General features: G+C 58.0%; 16 protein-coding genes. 10 read left to right on the forward strand and 6 right to left on the reverse strand.

What is annotated here, in order from left to right; all coding sequences use genetic code 11:
• The first annotated feature begins 86 nt into the window (after positions 1–86).
• From fdhD to AOC04_RS19345, 4 genes are all read left to right on the forward strand, one after another.
• Entirely contained in the window at positions 87–926 is an 840-nt protein-coding gene (fdhD, locus tag AOC04_RS19330) for a formate dehydrogenase accessory sulfurtransferase FdhD (RefSeq protein ID WP_060696199.1), read from the forward strand.
• Positions 923–3,271, forward strand: a complete 2,349-nt coding sequence (locus AOC04_RS19335) for an FdhF/YdeP family oxidoreductase (protein WP_060696201.1) — start codon at positions 923–925, stop codon at positions 3,269–3,271. Before fdhD ends, AOC04_RS19335 begins: the two co-directional genes overlap by 4 nt.
• Positions 3,272–3,563: 292 nt before the next feature.
• Positions 3,564–4,040 (forward strand): glycine zipper domain-containing protein, encoded by a 477-nt coding sequence (locus AOC04_RS19340; RefSeq protein ID WP_060696203.1) that lies wholly within the window; start codon positions 3,564–3,566, stop codon positions 4,038–4,040.
• Between the two features lie 251 nt (positions 4,041–4,291).
• Positions 4,292–5,224 carry a hypothetical protein gene (locus AOC04_RS19345; RefSeq protein ID WP_060696205.1) on the forward strand — a complete coding sequence of 311 codons (933 nt, stop codon included), beginning with the start codon at positions 4,292–4,294 and terminating at the stop codon, positions 5,222–5,224.
• A gap of 153 nt (positions 5,225–5,377) precedes the next feature.
• Here the strand turns inward: AOC04_RS19345 and AOC04_RS19350 are convergent, their stop codons facing one another.
• On the reverse strand, positions 5,378–5,842 hold the full coding sequence (locus AOC04_RS19350) for an Lrp/AsnC family transcriptional regulator (RefSeq protein ID WP_060696206.1): 465 nt from the start codon (positions 5,840–5,842) through the stop codon (positions 5,378–5,380).
• Between the two features lie 127 nt (positions 5,843–5,969).
• On the opposite strand from AOC04_RS19350, the gene AOC04_RS19355 reads away from it, so the two are divergent.
• From AOC04_RS19355 to AOC04_RS19380, 6 genes are all read left to right on the forward strand, one after another.
• Entirely contained in the window at positions 5,970–6,326 is a 357-nt protein-coding gene (locus tag AOC04_RS19355; protein ID WP_060696207.1) for a hypothetical protein, read from the forward strand.
• Between the two features lie 112 nt (positions 6,327–6,438).
• Positions 6,439–8,205: a type IV pilus assembly ATPase TfpB gene (tfpB, locus tag AOC04_RS19360; RefSeq protein WP_060696208.1), complete on the forward strand. Its 1,767-nt coding sequence runs from the start codon at positions 6,439–6,441 to the stop codon at positions 8,203–8,205.
• A gap of 129 nt (positions 8,206–8,334) precedes the next feature.
• Positions 8,335–9,255 carry an SPFH domain-containing protein gene (locus AOC04_RS19365; RefSeq protein ID WP_060696209.1) on the forward strand — a complete coding sequence of 307 codons (921 nt, stop codon included), beginning with the start codon at positions 8,335–8,337 and terminating at the stop codon, positions 9,253–9,255.
• Positions 9,256–9,258: 3 nt separating this feature from the next.
• Complete coding sequence (locus AOC04_RS19370; RefSeq protein ID WP_060696210.1) at positions 9,259–9,735, forward strand: NfeD family protein; 477 nt, start codon at positions 9,259–9,261, stop codon at positions 9,733–9,735.
• Positions 9,736–9,772: 37 nt separating this feature from the next.
• Positions 9,773–10,087, forward strand: a complete 315-nt coding sequence (locus AOC04_RS19375) for a DUF2388 domain-containing protein (protein ID WP_060696211.1) — start codon at positions 9,773–9,775, stop codon at positions 10,085–10,087.
• Positions 10,088–10,277: 190 nt separating this feature from the next.
• On the forward strand, positions 10,278–11,420 hold the full coding sequence (locus tag AOC04_RS19380; protein WP_060696212.1) for a DegT/DnrJ/EryC1/StrS family aminotransferase: 1,143 nt from the start codon (positions 10,278–10,280) through the stop codon (positions 11,418–11,420).
• Between the two features lie 96 nt (positions 11,421–11,516).
• Here the strand turns inward: AOC04_RS19380 and gcvH are convergent, their stop codons facing one another.
• From gcvH to AOC04_RS19405, 5 genes are all read right to left on the reverse strand, one after another.
• The gene (gene gcvH, locus AOC04_RS19385; protein ID WP_060696213.1) at positions 11,517–11,900 is read right to left on the reverse strand and encodes a glycine cleavage system protein GcvH; all 384 of its coding nucleotides are present in this window, start codon (positions 11,898–11,900) and stop codon (positions 11,517–11,519) included.
• A 62-nt stretch (positions 11,901–11,962) separates the two neighbouring features.
• The gene (gcvT, locus tag AOC04_RS19390; RefSeq protein ID WP_060696214.1) at positions 11,963–13,045 is read right to left on the reverse strand and encodes a glycine cleavage system aminomethyltransferase GcvT; all 1,083 of its coding nucleotides are present in this window, start codon (positions 13,043–13,045) and stop codon (positions 11,963–11,965) included.
• 155 nt (positions 13,046–13,200) lie between these two features.
• Complete coding sequence (locus AOC04_RS19395) at positions 13,201–14,817, reverse strand: ABC transporter permease (protein WP_060696997.1); 1,617 nt, start codon at positions 14,815–14,817, stop codon at positions 13,201–13,203.
• Between the two features lie 138 nt (positions 14,818–14,955).
• A complete protein-coding gene (locus AOC04_RS19400) occupies positions 14,956–15,957 on the reverse strand; it encodes an extracellular solute-binding protein (RefSeq protein WP_060696215.1) in 1,002 nt (333 codons plus the stop codon).
• A 179-nt stretch (positions 15,958–16,136) separates the two neighbouring features.
• The gene (locus AOC04_RS19405) at positions 16,137–17,354 is read right to left on the reverse strand and encodes a 2-octaprenyl-3-methyl-6-methoxy-1,4-benzoquinol hydroxylase (RefSeq protein WP_167344893.1); all 1,218 of its coding nucleotides are present in this window, start codon (positions 17,352–17,354) and stop codon (positions 16,137–16,139) included.
• Between the last annotated feature and the right edge of the window lie 47 nt (positions 17,355–17,401).

Genomic DNA, 17,401 nt, shown 5'->3' on the forward strand with positions numbered 1-17,401 from the left:
ATCTATCAATAGATAAGGACTAGCGATTAGACGTGACACTGTGTCGCGCCTAGGCTAGTGCTGACCCAAATGTCGGTACTAGCCCTATGAACGCCAAGCGCCCCCAGTGCGCGGCACCTGCCTCTGTCATGCCCGCGCCCGCTGCCAGCCAGAACTATCACTACGTCACACTGGACCGCAGCAGCGGCGGTGAAACCGCGCTGGCCGAAGAAGTCGCTCTGGCGATTGCCTACAACGGCATCAGCCAGGCCGTAATGCTGGTCACCCCCACCGATCTCGAAGACTTTATCGTCGGCTTCAGCCTGGGCAGCGGCATCATTCAGGACCCCGACGAAATCTATGACCTCAAGCTTACGGGGGCAGGTTCTGCCCAGTACGCGCAGGTCGAAATCGCCAGCCGGGCATTCTGGAATCTCAAGCAACAACGCCGACAACTGGCGGGCACCAGCGGCTGCGGGTTATGTGGCGTGGAAGCGGTGGAACAGGCCCTACCAGATCTAAAGGTACTGCCCGGCGCCCCGTTACCGCCCGCCCGCTGGCTTGAAGGTTTGCGCCAGCGCATCAGTGATTTCCAGCCGCTGGGCCAGCACTGCGGGGCGGTCCACGCAGCTGTTTATATGAACGGCCAGGGTGAGTTGCTGATGGGCCGCGAAGACATTGGCCGACATAATGCCCTCGATAAACTGATCGGTGCACTGGTACGCCAGCACATCGATCTCACCGGCGGGGCGGCAATCGTTACCAGCCGTTGCAGCCTTGAACTGATTCAAAAAGTGTTACGCGCCGGAATCCAGACCCTGATCAGCCTGTCCTCGCCTACCGGCCTGGCGCTGCAATGGGCCCGTCGCCATAACCTCAACCTCATTCATCTGCCACAAAAGAGCGCACCACGGGTGTACAGCCCGGCGCAGGAGAGTCAAGCGTGAGCACTCATCATCAAGCCGATAAAACCCCTACCCCACGCTACAAGCCCTACAAAGGCCCGGCAGGGGGCTGGGGCGCGCTGATCAGTGTGGCGCAGGCCTGGTTGACCAGCGACAACGCGCTGAAAAACCTGCGCATGATGCTCAAGACCAACCAGAATGGCGGCTTTGACTGCCCGGGTTGCGCATGGGGCGACTCGCCGGAAAGCGGCCTGGTCAAGTTCTGTGAGAACGGTGCCAAAGCGGTGAACTGGGAAGCCACCAAACGCCGGGTGGATGCCCCGTTCTTCGCCAAGCACAGCGTCAGTGCCCTGCTGGAGCAGAGTGATTACTGGCTGGAATATCAGGGTCGCCTGACCGAGCCAATGACTTACAACGCTGAAACCGACCACTACACACCCATCAGCTGGGACGCCGCGTTCGCGTTGATCGCCAAGCATTTGTTGAACCTCTCCAGCCCCAACGAAGCCGAGTTTTACACCTCGGGCCGGGCCAGCAATGAAGCGGCGTATTTGTATCAACTGTTCGTGCGCTCATTCGGCACCAATAACTTCCCCGACTGCTCAAACATGTGCCACGAAGCCAGCGGCGTGGCCCTGGCGCAAAGTATTGGTGTCGGCAAAGGCACAGTGACGTTTGACGACTTCGAACACGCCGACGCGATATTCGTGCTCGGCCAGAACCCCGGCACCAACCATCCGCGAATGCTTGAGCCATTGCGTGAAGCGGTTAAACGCGGTGCCCAGGTGGTGTGTGTGAACCCGCTCAAGGAGCGCGGTCTGGAGCGTTTTCAACATCCGCAGCACCCACTGGAAATGCTCACCAACGGCGACCGCCCGACCAACACTGCCTACCTGCGCCCCGCATTGGGCGGCGATATGGCATTGCTGCGCGGTATGGCCAAGTTCCTGCTGCAATGGGAGCGCGATGCCCAGGCAGCGGGTGCACCTGCTGTGTTTGATCACGCTTTTTTGAATGAACACACCGATGGCGTGCTTGATTACATCGCCAGCCTGGATGCCACCTCGTGGGACCACATCGTTGAGCAATCGGGCCTGACCCTGGTCGAAGTCGAGCGCGCTGCGCGCATGTACCTCAAAGGGAAAAACGTCATCATGTGCTGGGCGATGGGCATTACCCAGCATCGCCATTCGGTGCAGACCATTCAGGAAATCGCCAACCTGATGCTGCTGCGCGGCAATATCGGTCGCCCGGGTGCCGGCCTGTGCCCGGTACGTGGCCACAGTAACGTGCAGGGCGACCGCACGATGGGCATCAACGAGCGCCCGCCGGTGGCTTTCCTTGATTCGCTGGAACGGCGCTTCAACTTCAAGGTACCGCGTGAGAATGGCCATAACGTGGTCGAAGCCATTCACGCCATGCTCGAAGGTCGCGCCAAGGTGTTTATCGGCTTGGGCGGCAACTTTGCCCAGGCCACCCCGGACAGCCCGCGCACCGCCGAGGCGCTGCGCAATTGCGACCTGACGGTGCAAATCAGCACCAAGCTCAACCGCAGCCATCTGATGCACGGCAAAGAAGCGCTGATCTTGCCGTGCCTGGGCCGTACCGATATCGACATCCAGGCTGAAGGCCCGCAGGCCGTCACTGTCGAAGACTCGTTCAGCATGGTTCACGACTCCAATGGCCAGTTGCAGCCATTGTCGAACCTGATGCGCTCGGAACCCTCGATCATCGCCGGTATTGCAGCTGCCACCCTGGGAACTCACCCCATTGACTGGACGTGGGTGGTTGCCGACTACAGACGCATTCGCGACTTGATTGCCGACACCATCCCCGGCTTCAAAGACTTCAACACCCGGATCCAGCACCCGGGCGGCTTCTACCTTGGCAACTCGGCCGGGGAGCGGCAGTGGAATACCCCAACCCGGCGCGCTAACTTCCGGCCCAACGTGCTGCCTCAGGATCTGGTGGATGCCCGCACCCGTGCGACCGGAAAGCTGCCTGACCTGATCCTGCAATCAATGCGCTCCCACGATCAGTACAACACCACCATTTATGGTCTGGATGACCGTTATCGCGGGGTTAAGGGCCAGCGTGACGTGCTGTTCGTCAACGAAGCCGACATCATCCGCCTGGGCTTCAAGCCGGGGCAGAAAGTCGACATCGTGTCGATCTGGAACGACAACCGTGAGCGCCGGGTCAAGAACTTCACCCTGCTTGCATTCGATATCCCTGCAGGCCAGGCTGCCGCCTATTACCCTGAAGTCAATCCGCTGGTGCCGCTTGAAAGCACGGGGGATGGCAGCCATACGCCAACTTCCAAGTTCGTGGCTATATGCCTTGAGATGGCAAGCCCGTCGAAACTGATTATGGCCAAGGCGGGTTAACCCTCCTCAAGTCTGTAGAGCGGGCTTGTTCGCAGTTGCGCAGGCCTTGCTCCGACAGGATCGCGGAATCTCTCCCACAAAGAGGTTCAGGAATTTCAGACACAAAAAAGGCCGTTTTCCTGTGAAAACGGCCTATGCGAACTTATTAAAAGACCCTCGAACCGGCATTAAGTTCCCGATACAAAACAACAAGTTACCGAATTGTGTACAACTCGTGTTACTGGTCGGAATTCGATTGTAACCACTCCCCTGCAGCCTCAGGATCGCGTCGTCATCCCTTTGAGGCTCAATTATGAAGCTCACCTCGATTCTCTTGTTGTCCCTTGGCCTGGTCAGTGGCGTTGCCTCGGCCGGTGGCACCACCGAAGCCGGTGTAGGCGGCGCATTAGGCGGGGTACTTGGTGCCGTAGTCGGTCAACAACTCGGCGGCTCGACCGGATCAGCGATTGGTGCTGGCGTCGGCGGCGCAGCGGGTAGTGCCGTAGGTGCCGACAAACGCAGCCGGGGCGAAGCGGCCATTGGCGGCGCGCTCGGCGCAGCTGGCGGCAACGTACTGGGCCGCAGTGTCGGCGGCAGCACTGGCGGCCTGGTCGGCGCAGCGGCTGGCGGCGGCGCGGGTGGCGCGCTGGGTAACTACATGGGCAATAAGAGCGATGCCGATGATCGCCGTTACAGCAACCGCGACAATCGCCGTTACTACCATGACGACAACCGTGGTCGCGGCCATGCTTATGGCCATCGCAAGAAAAACAAGCATCGTCACCATTGATTGATCGCTTGAGAACGGGAGCCCAAAGGCTCCCGTTTTTCGTTTGGGGCCTGTACCCGTCCGCCAGGTTGTTTCAATGCATTTCGCCCGTCTGTTTTAACTTCAATCATGCAACCTGCATGACCGCCCATTTCGCTAAAACTTCTAACTCATTGAAAAATATGAAACTAGTGCCAAATAGTTAATTGGCATACCCCCTGCAATCTCTTGAATGAACGCTGCACTTCCTACCATTCAGGAGCACAACAACAATGATCGGGACAACTGAGCACTATCCCGCTGCCCTGCAAGACTCGTCTGGCCACTCAGGTGTTTCCTGGGCCGCCATCTTTGCCGGCGCGGCTGCCGCAGCTGCACTCTCCTTGCTACTCATCATGCTGGGCGCCGGTCTGGGCTTTTCGGCCGTTTCGCCGTGGGCCAATGAGGGCGTGGGCGCCAAGGGGCTGGGTATCACAGCCATCATCTGGCTGGCCGTGACACAAATCATCGCCTCAGGCATGGGCGGCTATCTGGCCGGGCGTCTGCGGGTCAAATGGGCCAACATGCATGGCGATGAGGTTTACTTTCGTGATACCGCCCACGGCTTTTTAGCCTGGGCAGTTGCCACGCTGGTTACGGCCACGCTAATCGCGGGTTCGGTCAGCAGCATAATCGGTAGCGGCGTTCAGGCCGGCGCCAGCGTTGCCTCGGGCGCTGCCACGGCCATGAGCAGTGCGGCCGGTAGCGCTGCAGGCAGTCACGCCAGCCAGGGTTCGGGCAACAGCTCTGACTACTTTATCGACACGCTGTTTCGTGATGACCGTGGTACGGCTGTCAGCGAAGACGCTGCCCATGGTGTCGTGACTCGCATCTTTGTCCGCAGCCTGGGCAATGACGGCCAACTGAGCGCCGAGGATCGTACCTATCTGGCGCAAATTGTCGCCCAGCGTACCAACCTCAGCCAGCCTGAAGCCGAACAACGGGTAGACCAGGTCTATGCCAAGGCCCATCAAGCCGTTGCCGACGCCAAGGTAAAAGCCAAAGAGGCCGCTGACACCGCTGCCAAAGTGGCCGCCTGGACCACCCTGTGGATGTTTATCGCCCTGCTGCTCGGTGCGTTCTTCGCCAGCCTGTGCGCCACATTCGGTGGCCGTCGCCGCGATGCAGTGACGTATCTGACCACGACCACCACTCCGCTTGTTTAACCCTGGACCTTCTGTCTACTGGAGAATGAAATGCGCTCACTTCTGCTGTTTTTTCTCGGCATCCCAATCCCGATCATCATCCTGATTGCGCTGTTTGTTCACTGATGTAGGGGCACAAACCTGACAACGGCCTTCCTTGAGAAGGCCGTTTTTTTATACCGGCAAGCACGTAGTGGATTTGATTTCGGACAGGGCGACAATCGAATTCACCTCTTGAATACCCGGCACCATCGACAGTTTTTCGAAGAAAAACCGCTCATACGCCTCAATGTCAGCGGTAACAATGCGCAGTAGAAAATCCACCGCGCCCATTAGTACGTAGCACTCCAGGACCTCAGGAAAGCCGCGAATGGCATCGGTAAACTCGGTGAAGTTGGAACGACCGTGGGCGTTGAGTTTGATCTCGGCAAAAATCTGCGTGTTGAGACCGATTTTCTTGCGATCGAGCAGGGTCACCTGGCCGCGGATAATTCCTTCGTCTTTCATCCGCTGAATACGCCTCCAGCATGGCGATTGCGACAACCCGACCTGCTCCGCGATTTGCGCACTGGACAGCGAGGCGTCCTCTTGCAGCAGCGCCAGAATGCGCCGGTCATAAGCATCCAGCTCACTTCGCATAGAACAACCTCCATATGGCATTTCTAAGACTTGGATAAGTCTTAATTTCGTTTAATCGCTGCATCTTAGATAAAAAATTCCTGCCGTGGCGTGTAAATATTTCCCTAGCCAAATCAGGAGTTTTTGCATGCCGCCTCTGCAAGCCGTCACCCACTCAGCCCGCCCCGACGTCTGGGCCAGCAACGCCGCCCCATGCCCGGTGTATTTTGGTATCCAGGCTGAGGCCGAGGCCGATGTGCTGTGCCGCGTACTGAATCTGTTTGCCTTGCAGCAACTGATTCCCCGACACGTCAACGTGGTACGCGACAACGACAGCCTCAGCATTGAAATTGTGAGTGATGAGCAAAGCTGGCACCGGGCTCAGGTGATTGGCGAAAAACTGCGCAACCTGGTCAGTGTCTTCGAGGTGCAATTGCTACCGGCCAAATCCCGGGACGCTGATTTCAAGGGTGGCGCCATAAACCACCAGCGCGTTGCCGGGTAATAGCCTGCAACCATTGTTCAGGTCAGGGCAAAGGGGTGACAACTAGGCTTTGGACTTCACGCCCCGGACAAGGATATGTCCGGGGCGATGCTTAGAAGTCCAAGGAGGTTTTATGCACTTCGCCCCTTCACGTGACCACTGGCTGGATCTCAAAGAGCTGGTAACCGCACTCCTCGCCCAAGGGCACCTGGAGCAAGATGGTGCCGAACAGGCATTGAGCGCAGGTCGCCAGCCGCATCACGTACCGGTGCATCCCCTGGTGTTTCTGGCCAGGCAGCAACTCGTCGACCCCAGTCGCCACGGCAAGACCCTCGACCTTGAGACCCTCACCGCCTGGCTGGCAGATCAATGCCAGCAGCCTTATATGCGCATAGATCCGCTTAAAATTGACGTTGCAACAATTACCGGACTTATGTCTTTGGCATTTGCCCAACGCCATGAAATCTTTGCGGTGGCAGCCGATCAGCAGTCCATCACCATTGCCAGTACGCAACCGTGGGTCACCAGTTGGGAAACGGACCTCAAACAAGTGCTCAAAAGGCCCATCAAGCGGGTAATTGCCAATCCTCTGGATATACAGCGCCTGAATGCAGAGTTTTTTCAGCTGGCCAAATCGGTCAATGGCGCCACGCTCAATGATCAAAAAGCCAGCAGTCAGGCCAACCTCGAACAGTTACTCACCCTCGGTAGCAATCAGGCACCCGATGCCAATGACGCGCATATTGTGAATATCGTCGACTGGCTGTTTCAGTACGCCTTTGAGCAGCGTGCCAGCGATATCCACATTGAGCCGCGTCGCGAACAGGGCGGTGTGCGCTTTCGCATAGATGGCGTGCTGCATAACGTTTATCAGTTCCCGGTGCAGGTGACAGTGGCCGTTGTTAGCCGCCTCAAAAGCCTGGGCCGGATGAACGTCGCAGAAAAACGCAAACCTCAGGATGGCCGGGTCAAAATCAGAACCCCGGCCGGAGCAGAGGTGGAACTGAGGCTCGCCACCTTGCCCACTGCCTTTGGCGAAAAAATGGTAATGCGTATCTTCGATCCGCAGGTGCTGCTCAAGAGCTTCGACCAGCTGGGTTTCACCCCGCAAGACCTGCAACGCTGGCAGCACATGACTCGCCAGCCCCACGGCATTATTTTGATCACCGGCCCTACCGGCTCGGGGAAAACCAGCACCCTCTATGCGACGCTAAAGCAACTGGCCACTGCACAGATCAACCTCTGTACCCTGGAAGACCCCATCGAAATGATTGAACCTGCGTTTAATCAAATGCAGGTGCAACCGGGCATCGACCTGACGTTCGCCAGTGGCGTACGCGCCCTGATGCGCCAGGATCCGGACATCATCATGCTCGGAGAAATACGCGATCTGGAAACTGCCGAAGTCGCGATACAGGCTGCCTTGACCGGACATCTGGTGTTGTCGACCCTGCACACCAACGATGCCCCCAGTGCCATCAGCCGCCTGCAAGAGCTGGGCGTAGCGCCCTATTTGATCAAGGCCACGCTGCTGGGCGTCATGGCGCAACGACTGGTGAAAACCTTGTGCCCCGAATGTAAAAGCCAGACGCCGCTGATGCCGGACGACTGGCAGGGTTTCGCTCCAAAATGGTCAGGGCCAACCCCCGGCCATGCCTGCAGGGCGACCGGCTGTGTTGTATGCAGGGATACGGGTTACCTGGGTCGAGCTGGCGTCTATGAAATCATGCAGATGAATGACGCGCTCAGAGCCCTGATCAGCCCCCGGACCGACTTGAACGCCGTACGTCGCGCAGCATGCGCCGAAGGCATGCTGCCCTTGAGACTGGCAGCTGCCAATAAAGTCGCTGCAGGCATGACCACTCTGGAGGAGGCATTGCGCGTTACTCCTGCGTATTGAATTGTTTTGACTAAAATCTAAACAGTCGCGCAGTTTGCATACAGGAGTGAGCTTGCTCGCTAGCCTTTGACGTTAAGTGCATACAACCAGATCAATATTTTCCCCTTACACCTTGAACAAGGAATGGCTATGCAAGCGGGTACAGTGGTTCTGTTATTTGTAGCCTTGGCGATCGCCGTGCTTTTCATGGGGTTCAAGGTCGTGCCGCAAGGCTATCAGTGGACGGTAGAACGCTTCGGACGCTATACCAACACCCTTAAACCGGGCCTGAATATCATCATTCCGGTAATGGATCGCATCGGCCGCAAGATCAACGTGATGGAAAGCGTGCTGGATATCCCGCCCCAGGAAGTGATTACCGCCGACAACGCCACCGTACAGATCGATGCCGTATGTTTTTTCCAGGTGGTCAATACGGCCCAGGCTGCCTATGAGGTCAATAACCTTGAGCACGCCATTCGTAACCTGCTGCAAACCAATATCCGCACAGTGCTTGGCTCCATGGAACTGGATGCCATGCTCAGCCAGCGTGACGGCATCAATGAAAAGCTGCTGCGCACGGTTGATGAGGCCACAGCCCCCTGGGGTATCAAGATCACCCGGATCGAGATCAAGGACATCAGCCCGCCAGCAGACCTGATGGCCGCCATGTCCGGCCAGATGAAAGCCGAGCGTATCAAGCGTGCGCAAATCCTTGAGGCTGAAGGGCTGCGGGCCTCGGCAATTTTAACCGCCGAAGGTAAAAAGCAGGCCCAGATCCTCGAAGCTGAAGGCGGCCGCCAGGCTGCATTTCTCGAATCCGAAGCCCGTGAGCGCCAGGCCGAAGCTGAAGCCCGGGCGACACAGGTAGTGTCCGAAGCCATTGCCAATGGCAATGTGCAGGCGATCAACTACTTCGTCGCGCAAAAATACATTGATGCACTCGGGAAACTGGCCTCTGCCAATAACAGCAAGGTCATCCTCATGCCGCTGGAGGCCAGCCAGGTCATTGGCGCAGTGGGCGGCATCGGTGAAATAGTCAAAGCCACCTTTGATAACAAAAAGGTCTGAGACATGTGGGAGTTCCTGCAAAACCTGAGCTATTGGGACTGGCTGGCACTTGGCACAGTGCTGCTGATCCTGGAAGTTTTCGGGGCCGGCGGTTATCTGCTTTGGGTTGCAAGTGCAGCGATCATCGTCGGGGCCGCGACCTTCCTGATACCGGGCCTGTCCTGGACCCTGCAGTTCCCGCTGTTTGGCGTGCTCGCGGTTCTCACTGCGGTGTACTGGTGGCAGCGCCAGCGCGGCACGGTTAACAGTAGCGATCAACCAGACCTTAACCGCCGGGGACACGAGCTGATCGGCCGTACGTTTGTCGTTCAACAAGCGATTGTCGGGGGCCGGGGCAAGATCAAGGTCGGGGATGGGGTATGGATGGTTACAGGGCCCGATGCTGACGTGGGCACACCGGTTCGCGTGACAGGCCAGAACGGGACCGTGCTAAGCGTAGAAGTTGCGCATGAAGTTACGGAACTCCCGGGCAGGAACTAGAATCAAAGTTGGTATTAACCTATTCGGAGTCACTGTCATGCGTCTCAAATATGCTGTAGCCGCGATCGCCTTGCTGTCCCTTCCTGTTGGTTCTGCAATGGCCGACAGCTTTTGGCGCAATGTGTTGTCTTCTGGTGCAACCACAGGTTCCACCTACCTGACCTTCAAAAAAGACCGAAAAGTCATCGCCGCTCAGGATGATGCGGGGAGCTTTGTTGCCAGCAACGGTTCGATCCGGGGCCCTTATCTGGAATCCGCCATGCAACAAGTGCGCGCCGATAACCCCCAGCTGAAAGTCAGTGACATGGACCTGGCCAACGCAATCCTGGCGAAAAACGCATCGGTAGAGTAAAGCTTCCCTTTGCTCGCGATTCGGGGAACACGGGGCTTCAAGTCCAACCGGGTTATCCAGTCGCGAGCAAGCTCTAGCTCCATGCCCGTTGCCACGCTTGATTCAGCCTCTATACAGAAATTTCACCCGATGTGGGCCATGCTATGGGTATGCTTTGCCCACTCAAACTCACATCGGACGTATTGCTTCCATGAGCTCACTGCCTTTCCTGCCGTTTTCCAAACCCACCATTGATGAAGCCACCATCGCTGCGGTAGGCGACGTGTTGCGCTCAGGCTGGATCACCAGCGGGCCCAAGGTTCAGGCGTTTGAAGCGCAACTGTCCGAGTATTTTGGCGGGCGCCCGGTGCGCACGTTCAACTCCGGCACCTGCACCATGGAAATCGCCCTGCGCATCGCGGGTATCGGTGCCGGTGATGAAGTCATCACCACCTCCATTTCATGGGTCGCCACGGCCAACGTGATTATCGAAGTGGGCGCCACCCCGGTATTTGCCGATATCGACCCGATTACACGCAATATCGATCTGGCCAAGGTCGAAGCCGCTATAACCCCGCGTACCAAAGCAATCATTCCTGTGTATCTGTCGGGCTTGCCGGTGGACATGGACGCGCTGTACGCGCTGGCCAAAAAATACAACCTGCGGGTTGTCGAAGATGCCGCCCAGGCTCTGGGTTCCAGCTGGAACGGGCAACGCATTGGCGCACGCGGCGATTTTGTTTCTTTCAGTTTTCAGGCCAACAAAAACATCACCTCGTCCGAGGGCGGCTGTCTGGTACTGAACAACGAAGAAGAGGCGCGTCTGGCTGAGAAATATCGCCTGCAAGGCGTCACCCGTACCGGTTTCGACGGTCTGGATGTCGACGTGCTCGGTGGCAAGTTCAACATGACCGATATTGCAGCGGCGATTGGTCTGGGTCAGTTTGCCCATATCGAAGCCATTACCGCCCACCGCCGGGAACTGGCCAAACATTATTTCGAATGTTTTGGTCCGGACTTTGAGGCCGAGTACGGCGCACAACTGCCGATCGCTGACTTCAACAATACCAACTGGCACTTGTTCCAACTGGTGCTGGCGGAGCGTAAAGATGGTCAGCCTGCACGTGCGACCTTTATGAAAGAGATGCAGGCACTGGGCGTCGGCGTCGGCTATCACTACCCGCCGATCCATTTGCTGAGCTTGTATCGTGCACAAGGCTTCAAGGAAGGGATGTTGCCGATTGCCGAGCGCGTGGGCCGGCTGATCGTGTCACTGCCGATGTTTACCGCCATGACCAAGGCAGATGTGGAACGCTCTGTGGCGGCGGTTAAAGCGGTGTTGAAAGACGCTTAAGTATTTAGAACAACTGCAGGAGCAAGGCTTGCCTCGCGATCTTTTGATCTTCTAAAAGATCGCGAGCAAGCTCGCTCCTACAGGAACAGGCTGGGGTTACTCGCCGATTGCGGCTTTGTAACCGGCAGCATCCAGCAGTTTTTCCAGTTCCGCAGTGTTGCTTGGCTTGAGCTTGAAGATCCAGCTGGCGTAAGGTGCCTCGTTCAGCGACTCAGGGCTGTCCGCCAAGGCTTCGTTAATGGCAATGACTTCGCCCGACACCGGCGAGTAGATATCCGAAGCAGCTTTTACCGACTCAACGACCCCGGCAGTATCGCCAGCGGCAAATACTTTGCCGACCTCGGCCAACTCAACAAACACCACATCCCCCAAGGCTTCCTGAGCGTGATCGCTGATACCTACGGTAACCGTACCATCAGCTTCCAGACGGGCCCACTCGTGACTTTCAGCAAAGCGCAGGTCAGCAGGGATATCGCTCATATTCAGTGTCCTCAAGAAGAAATTTCAGCGGCTTACACACCGTGTTAGTCCGCCAGTAAACGTTAGATCAAGGCTTTGCCAAGACGAACAAATGTTGGTTTAACCACTCGAACCGGGTACCACTTACCACGAATCTCGACCTCGGCACGGTCAGCCGTTGCCATCGGAACTCGTGCCAAAGCGATCGATTTGCTTAGCGTGGGAGAGAAACTACCACTGGTTATCTCTCCTTCGCCAACATCAGCGATACGAACCACCTGATGAGCACGCAATACACCGCGCTCTTCGAGCACCAGACCCACAAGCTTTAGCTTCACTCCGTTGGCCTTTTCAGCCTCCAGCGCTTCGCGCCCGATGAACTTGCGCGAAGCAGGCTCCCACGCGATGGTCCAGGCCATATTGGCTGAAAGTGGCGAGACAGACAGATGAATATCCTGCCCATAGAGGTTCATGCCAGCTTCAAGACGCAAGGTATCGCGAGCGCCCAAACCAATAGGGGAGATACCGGCACCGACCAGGTCGTTAAAGAAAGCCGGGGCCTGATCGGCCGGAAGCAGAATTTCCAGGCCATCTTCACCGGTATAGCCTGTGCGCGCGATAAACCAGTCACCACAGCTCTGCCCTTCGAAGGGTTTTAGTTGGTGAATCAGCTGGCTGCGGGCCTGACTCACCAGCTCGGCCACTTTATGCCGGGCTTGAGGCCCCTGAATGGCCAGCAACGCCAGCTCGGGGCGCTCCTGCAGCTCAACGGCATAGCCCTGAGCCTGAGCCGCCATCCAGGCCAGGTCCTGGTCACGGGTCGCGGCATTGACGATCAGCCGATACCCCGCGGGCATCAGGTAGACAATCATGTCATCGACCACGCCGCCCTTCTCATTGAGCATGGCGCTGTATAAAGCACGGCCGGGTGTGTTCAGACGTTCGACATCGTTTGCCAACAAATGCTGTAGCCATTCCTTGGCCTGATCCCCGGTGACGTCAATCACGGTCATATGCGAGACATCAAAAACCCCACAGTCACGGCGCACCTCATGGTGCTCCTCAACTTGCGAGCCGTAATGCAAGGGCATATCCCAACCGCCAAAATCGACCATCTTCGCGCCAAGGGCGAGATGCAGGTCATACAGAGGCGTACGCTGTCCCATGGGTTTCTCCTTCCGGGCTTGGCGAAGGTGCGGACAGGCTTGTTGTTGGCCCAAGACCTCTAAAAGAGGGCTTTATGCGTTAACAGAGAACCTGGCCTGACAGACAGACCGCACCGAATGCCGCGCATTGTAGCCGCATGGGGAGGGACTGGCACCTAGCCGATTCGATGGGCCGAGCGACGAATCAACCCGATGACCGGCAATAAGCCGACCAGCACCAATGTCAGTGCAGGCAACGATGCCCGCGCCCACTCACCTTCACTGGTCATCTCAAAAATCCGCACCGCCAGCGTGTCCCACCCAAACGGGCGCATCAGCAAGGTTGCCGGCATTTCTTTGAGCACATCGACAAATACCAGCAGCGCTGCACTCAGGGTGCCCGGGAGCAATAACGGGAGATACACCTTGATAAACAGTCGCGGGCCACTCACACCCAAACTGCGGGCGGCTTCTGGCAAAGAAGGACGAATGCGCGCCAGGCTGTTTTCCAGAGGGCCGTACGCCACAGCGATAAAGCGCACCAGATACGCCAGCAGCAGAGCCGACAGGCTGCCCAGCAATAGCGGCTTGCCAGCCCCTCCAAGCCAGCCTGATACCGGGATCACCAGTTCACGATCCAGATAGCTGAAAGCCAGCATGATCGACACCGCCAGTACCGATCCCGGCAATGCATAACCGAGGTTGGCCAGGCTCACCCCGGCGCGGATAGCCGTTGTGGGCGCCTGTCGCCGGGCAAACGCCAGCACCAGCGCCACACTTACGGTGATCAGCGCGGCCATGGCCCCCAGATACAGGGTGTGCAAAATCAGGCCGCTATAGCGCTCATCAAGATCAAAGCGCCCGCGCTGCCAGAACCACACCACCAATTGCAGCATCGGGATCACAAACGCGCAGGCGAACACCAGCATGCACCAACCACTGGCCAGCCACGCCTTGGGGCCCCGCAAGTGATACAAGGCCTTGCCCCGGGGCCGTTCGTTACTGGCGCGACTGGCGCCCCGGGCACGGCGTTCGCCATAGAGCACCACCATCACTACCAGCAGCAGCAAACTGGCCAGTTGCGCAGCGGTCGACAGGCTGAAAAAGCCGTACCAGGTTTTGTAGATGGCCGTGGTGAAGGTGTCGAAGTTGAACACCGATACGGCACCGAAATCGGCCAGGGTTTCCATCAGTGCCAGGGCCACTCCCGCCCCGATTGCCGGGCGCGCCATGGGCAATGCCACACGCCAGAACGCCTGCCACGGGCTTTGACCCAACACCCGGGCTGCTTCCATCAGACCTTTGCCCTGAGCGAGGAATGCGGTGCGCGCCAACAGGTAAACGTAGGGGTAGAACACCAGAATCAGCACAATAATTACGCCGCCGGTCGAGCGCACCCTCGGCAGACGCAGGCCCATACCAAACCATTCGCGCAGCAGGGTTTGCACCGGGCCGGCAAAATCCAGCAGGCCGACAAAAACAAATGCCAGCACATAAGCCGGAATCGCGAACGGCAGCATCAGCGCCCAGTCCAGCCAGCGCCTGCCGGGGAACTCGCACAAGCTGGTTAACCACGCCAGACTCACGCCAAGCAGCGTCACGCCGATGCCAACCCCCACAATCAGAGTGAGTGTGTTGCCCAGCAGGCGCGGCATCTGCGTATCCCACAGGTGGCTCCAGATCTGTACATCTATGCTTTGCCAGGACAGCAGCAAAACGCTCAGTGGCAGCAGCACCAGAGCGGCAATGACAAAAACCAGTGGATACCAGCGACGTTGGGCGGGATGGGCCACGAAGAAATCTCGGAAGTGGAAGTACCGGAAACAAATATGGGAGCGGGCCTGGCGATGCATGCGCCGCGGTCTCCTGCAGAAACCGCGGTGATGCTATCGCGGACAAGCCGCTCCCACAGGTAAAACTTCAGCTTTTTATCAGTTCCAGCCGGCACGATCCATCATGCGAATCGCTTCTGCCTGACGCTTGCCTGCTACTTCAACCGGCAGTTCATCGGCCTTGAAGTTACCCCAGCTGGCCACTTCGGCTGAAGGAGCAACATTCGGGTTGGCCGGGAATTCCTGGTTGGTCCCGGCAAAAATCGCCTGAGCTTCAGGCGTGGTCATCCACTCCACCAACGCCTTGGCGGCTTCAGGATGCGGGGCGTATTTGGTCAGGCCAATACCGGACAGGTTGACGTGAACACCACGGTCCGCCTGGTTAGGCCAGAACAGTTTCACCGCCAGATCCGGCTTCTGCTTGTGCAGGCGGCCATAGTAGTAAGTGTTGACGATGCCGACGTCGCACTGCCCGGCGTTAATTGCTTCCAGCACTGCAATGTCATCCGAGAACACATCGGTAGACAGGTTATTCACCCAGCCCTTGAGGATTTCTTCGGTTTTTTGCGGACCATTCACCTCGATCATGGTGGCGGTAAGCGACTGGTTATAAACCTTTTTGGCGGTGCGCAGGCACAGGCGGCCTTCCCACTCTTTGTCTGCCAGGGCTTCGTAAGTCGACAACTCTTCTGGTTTGACCCGGTCAGAGGCGTAGGCAATGGTTCGCGCACGCAAACTCAGGCCAGTCCACTCGTGGGAAGAGGAACGGTATTGAGGCGGGATATTTTTATCGATCACGTCAGACTTGAGCGGTTGCAGAATGCCCATTTGCTCGGCTTGCCACAGGTTGCCGGCATCCACGGTCAATAGCAGATCAGCAGTAGCGTTCTGGCCTTCTGCCTTGATGCGCTGCATCAGCGGCGCTTCCTTGTCGGTAATGAACTTGATCTTGACCCCGGTCTTGGCGGTATAGGCGTCAAATACCGGCTTGATCAACTCGTCGATGCGCGAGGAATAGACCACCACTTCATCGGCAGCAAATACGCTGCTTCCGAAAACAGTAAGGGCCAGTGCAGTCAGCAGGCGCTTGGGTACCAACATGGTGGGCGGTCTCTCTTAATGCGAATCGGGCGTAAATGGTAGTGAATCACATTTGCCATCTCAACCTAACTCGCCCCAGAGCCGTTACCGGATGTTGCAAGAAACGCCTTCCTGTAGGAGCGAGCTTGCTCGCGATCTCTGCAATGCACAGCTCGCGAGCAAGCTCGCTCCTACAGATTTCAGGCTTTGGCCAGCGGCGGCAAGTCGCCGGTCAGGCCCAGCGCCTGGCGCACAAAGAGCGCTTTGGCTTCGGGCATTTGGTTTACCCATTTCAATCCGGTGTTACGCAGCAAGCGGGCAGTCAACGAATCAGCCTGGAACAGGCGCGCAAAACCCTCCATCGACGCCATCAGCGCCAGGTTGTGCGGCATGCGCCGCCGCTCGAAACGGCTCAGTACCCGCACATCCGCCAGCCGGTCGCCACGATCAACCCCGTGCAACAACACATCTGCCAGCACCGCTGCATCGAGGAAACCCAGGTTCACGCCCTGCCCGGCAAGCGGGTGGATGGTGTGCGCCGCATCGCCGATCAGCGCCAGGCCTTCGGCCACATAGCGCTTGGCGTGGCGTTGACGCAACGGTACACAGACCCGCGGGTCTGCGCTCACCACGCTGCCCAGGCGGCCTTCAAAGGCCGACTCCAGTTCGCGGCAAAAGTCGTTGTCATCCAGTGTCATCAGGTGCTTAGCCTGCTCAGGTGTGGTCGACCAGACAATTGAGCACCAATCCTGCTGACCATCACGCTGCAGGGGCAAAAATGCCAGCGGCCCATAGTCGGTAAAGCGCTGCCAGGCGGTCTGCTGATGGGGTTGCGAGCAACGCACGCTGGTGACGATGGCGTGATGCTGGTAATCCCACTCGCGCGTCTCACAGCCTGTCAGTCGGCGCACGGCCGAGTTGGCGCCATCCGCGGCAACCACCAGCGGCGCGCGCAGGGTGCGACCATCCGCCAGGGTCAGCAGCCAGTCGTCACCGGAGCGACGCATTTGCTCCAGCCGTGCATTGGCCAGCAATTCGATATTCGTGACCTGCAGACACTCCAGCAAGGCGTCCTGGATCACGCGATTTTCAACGATATGGCCCAACACCTCGGCATGTACGCTGGCCGCCGAGAAGTGGATCTGCCCCGTGCCGCTGCCATCCCATACATGCATGTGCGAATAAGGGCTGACACGGCGCCGGGCAATCCCGTCCCATGCCCCAAGGCGTTGCAGGATGCGCTGACTGGCGGCCGACAAGGCGCTGACTCGCGGCTCGAACGGCGCCTCGGGGCTAAACGGTTTGATAGCCAGCGGGCTGCCATCAAGCAGCAGAATTTTTAGTCCGCTGTCCTTGAGCGCCAGCGCCAAAGCGCTTCCGACCATTCCGGCCCCGACAATCAGCAGATCTGCGCGCATTTCCATGCTTTAAGCCTGTCTCGCTAGCGGCATACGCCGCACTTTAA

Source organism: Pseudomonas versuta (assembly GCF_001294575.1).
Lineage (GTDB): Bacteria > Pseudomonadota > Gammaproteobacteria > Pseudomonadales > Pseudomonadaceae > Aquipseudomonas > Aquipseudomonas versuta.

Excerpts from the sequence above, each read along its gene's own strand:
- AOC04_RS19380 (WP_060696212.1), top strand. The coding sequence starts at position 10,278 with ATGAGCTCACTGCCTTTCCTGCCGTTTTCCAAACCCACCATTGATGAA.
- AOC04_RS19405 (WP_167344893.1), bottom strand. The coding sequence starts at position 17,354 with ATGCGCGCAGATCTGCTGATTGTCGGGGCCGGAATGGTCGGAAGCGCT.
- AOC04_RS19350 (WP_060696206.1), bottom strand. The coding sequence starts at position 5,842 with ATGCGAAGTGAGCTGGATGCTTATGACCGGCGCATTCTGGCGCTGCTG.
- fdhD (WP_060696199.1), top strand. The coding sequence starts at position 87 with ATGAACGCCAAGCGCCCCCAGTGCGCGGCACCTGCCTCTGTCATGCCC.
- AOC04_RS19400 (WP_060696215.1), bottom strand. The coding sequence starts at position 15,957 with ATGTTGGTACCCAAGCGCCTGCTGACTGCACTGGCCCTTACTGTTTTC.
- AOC04_RS19340 (WP_060696203.1), top strand. The coding sequence starts at position 3,564 with ATGAAGCTCACCTCGATTCTCTTGTTGTCCCTTGGCCTGGTCAGTGGC.
- AOC04_RS19355 (WP_060696207.1), top strand. The coding sequence starts at position 5,970 with ATGCCGCCTCTGCAAGCCGTCACCCACTCAGCCCGCCCCGACGTCTGG.
- tfpB (WP_060696208.1), top strand. The coding sequence starts at position 6,439 with ATGCACTTCGCCCCTTCACGTGACCACTGGCTGGATCTCAAAGAGCTG.
- AOC04_RS19345 (WP_060696205.1), top strand. The coding sequence starts at position 4,292 with ATGATCGGGACAACTGAGCACTATCCCGCTGCCCTGCAAGACTCGTCT.
- AOC04_RS19375 (WP_060696211.1), top strand. The coding sequence starts at position 9,773 with ATGCGTCTCAAATATGCTGTAGCCGCGATCGCCTTGCTGTCCCTTCCT.
- gcvH (WP_060696213.1), bottom strand. The coding sequence starts at position 11,900 with ATGAGCGATATCCCTGCTGACCTGCGCTTTGCTGAAAGTCACGAGTGG.
- AOC04_RS19370 (WP_060696210.1), top strand. The coding sequence starts at position 9,259 with ATGTGGGAGTTCCTGCAAAACCTGAGCTATTGGGACTGGCTGGCACTT.
- AOC04_RS19365 (WP_060696209.1), top strand. The coding sequence starts at position 8,335 with ATGCAAGCGGGTACAGTGGTTCTGTTATTTGTAGCCTTGGCGATCGCC.
- gcvT (WP_060696214.1), bottom strand. The coding sequence starts at position 13,045 with ATGGGACAGCGTACGCCTCTGTATGACCTGCATCTCGCCCTTGGCGCG.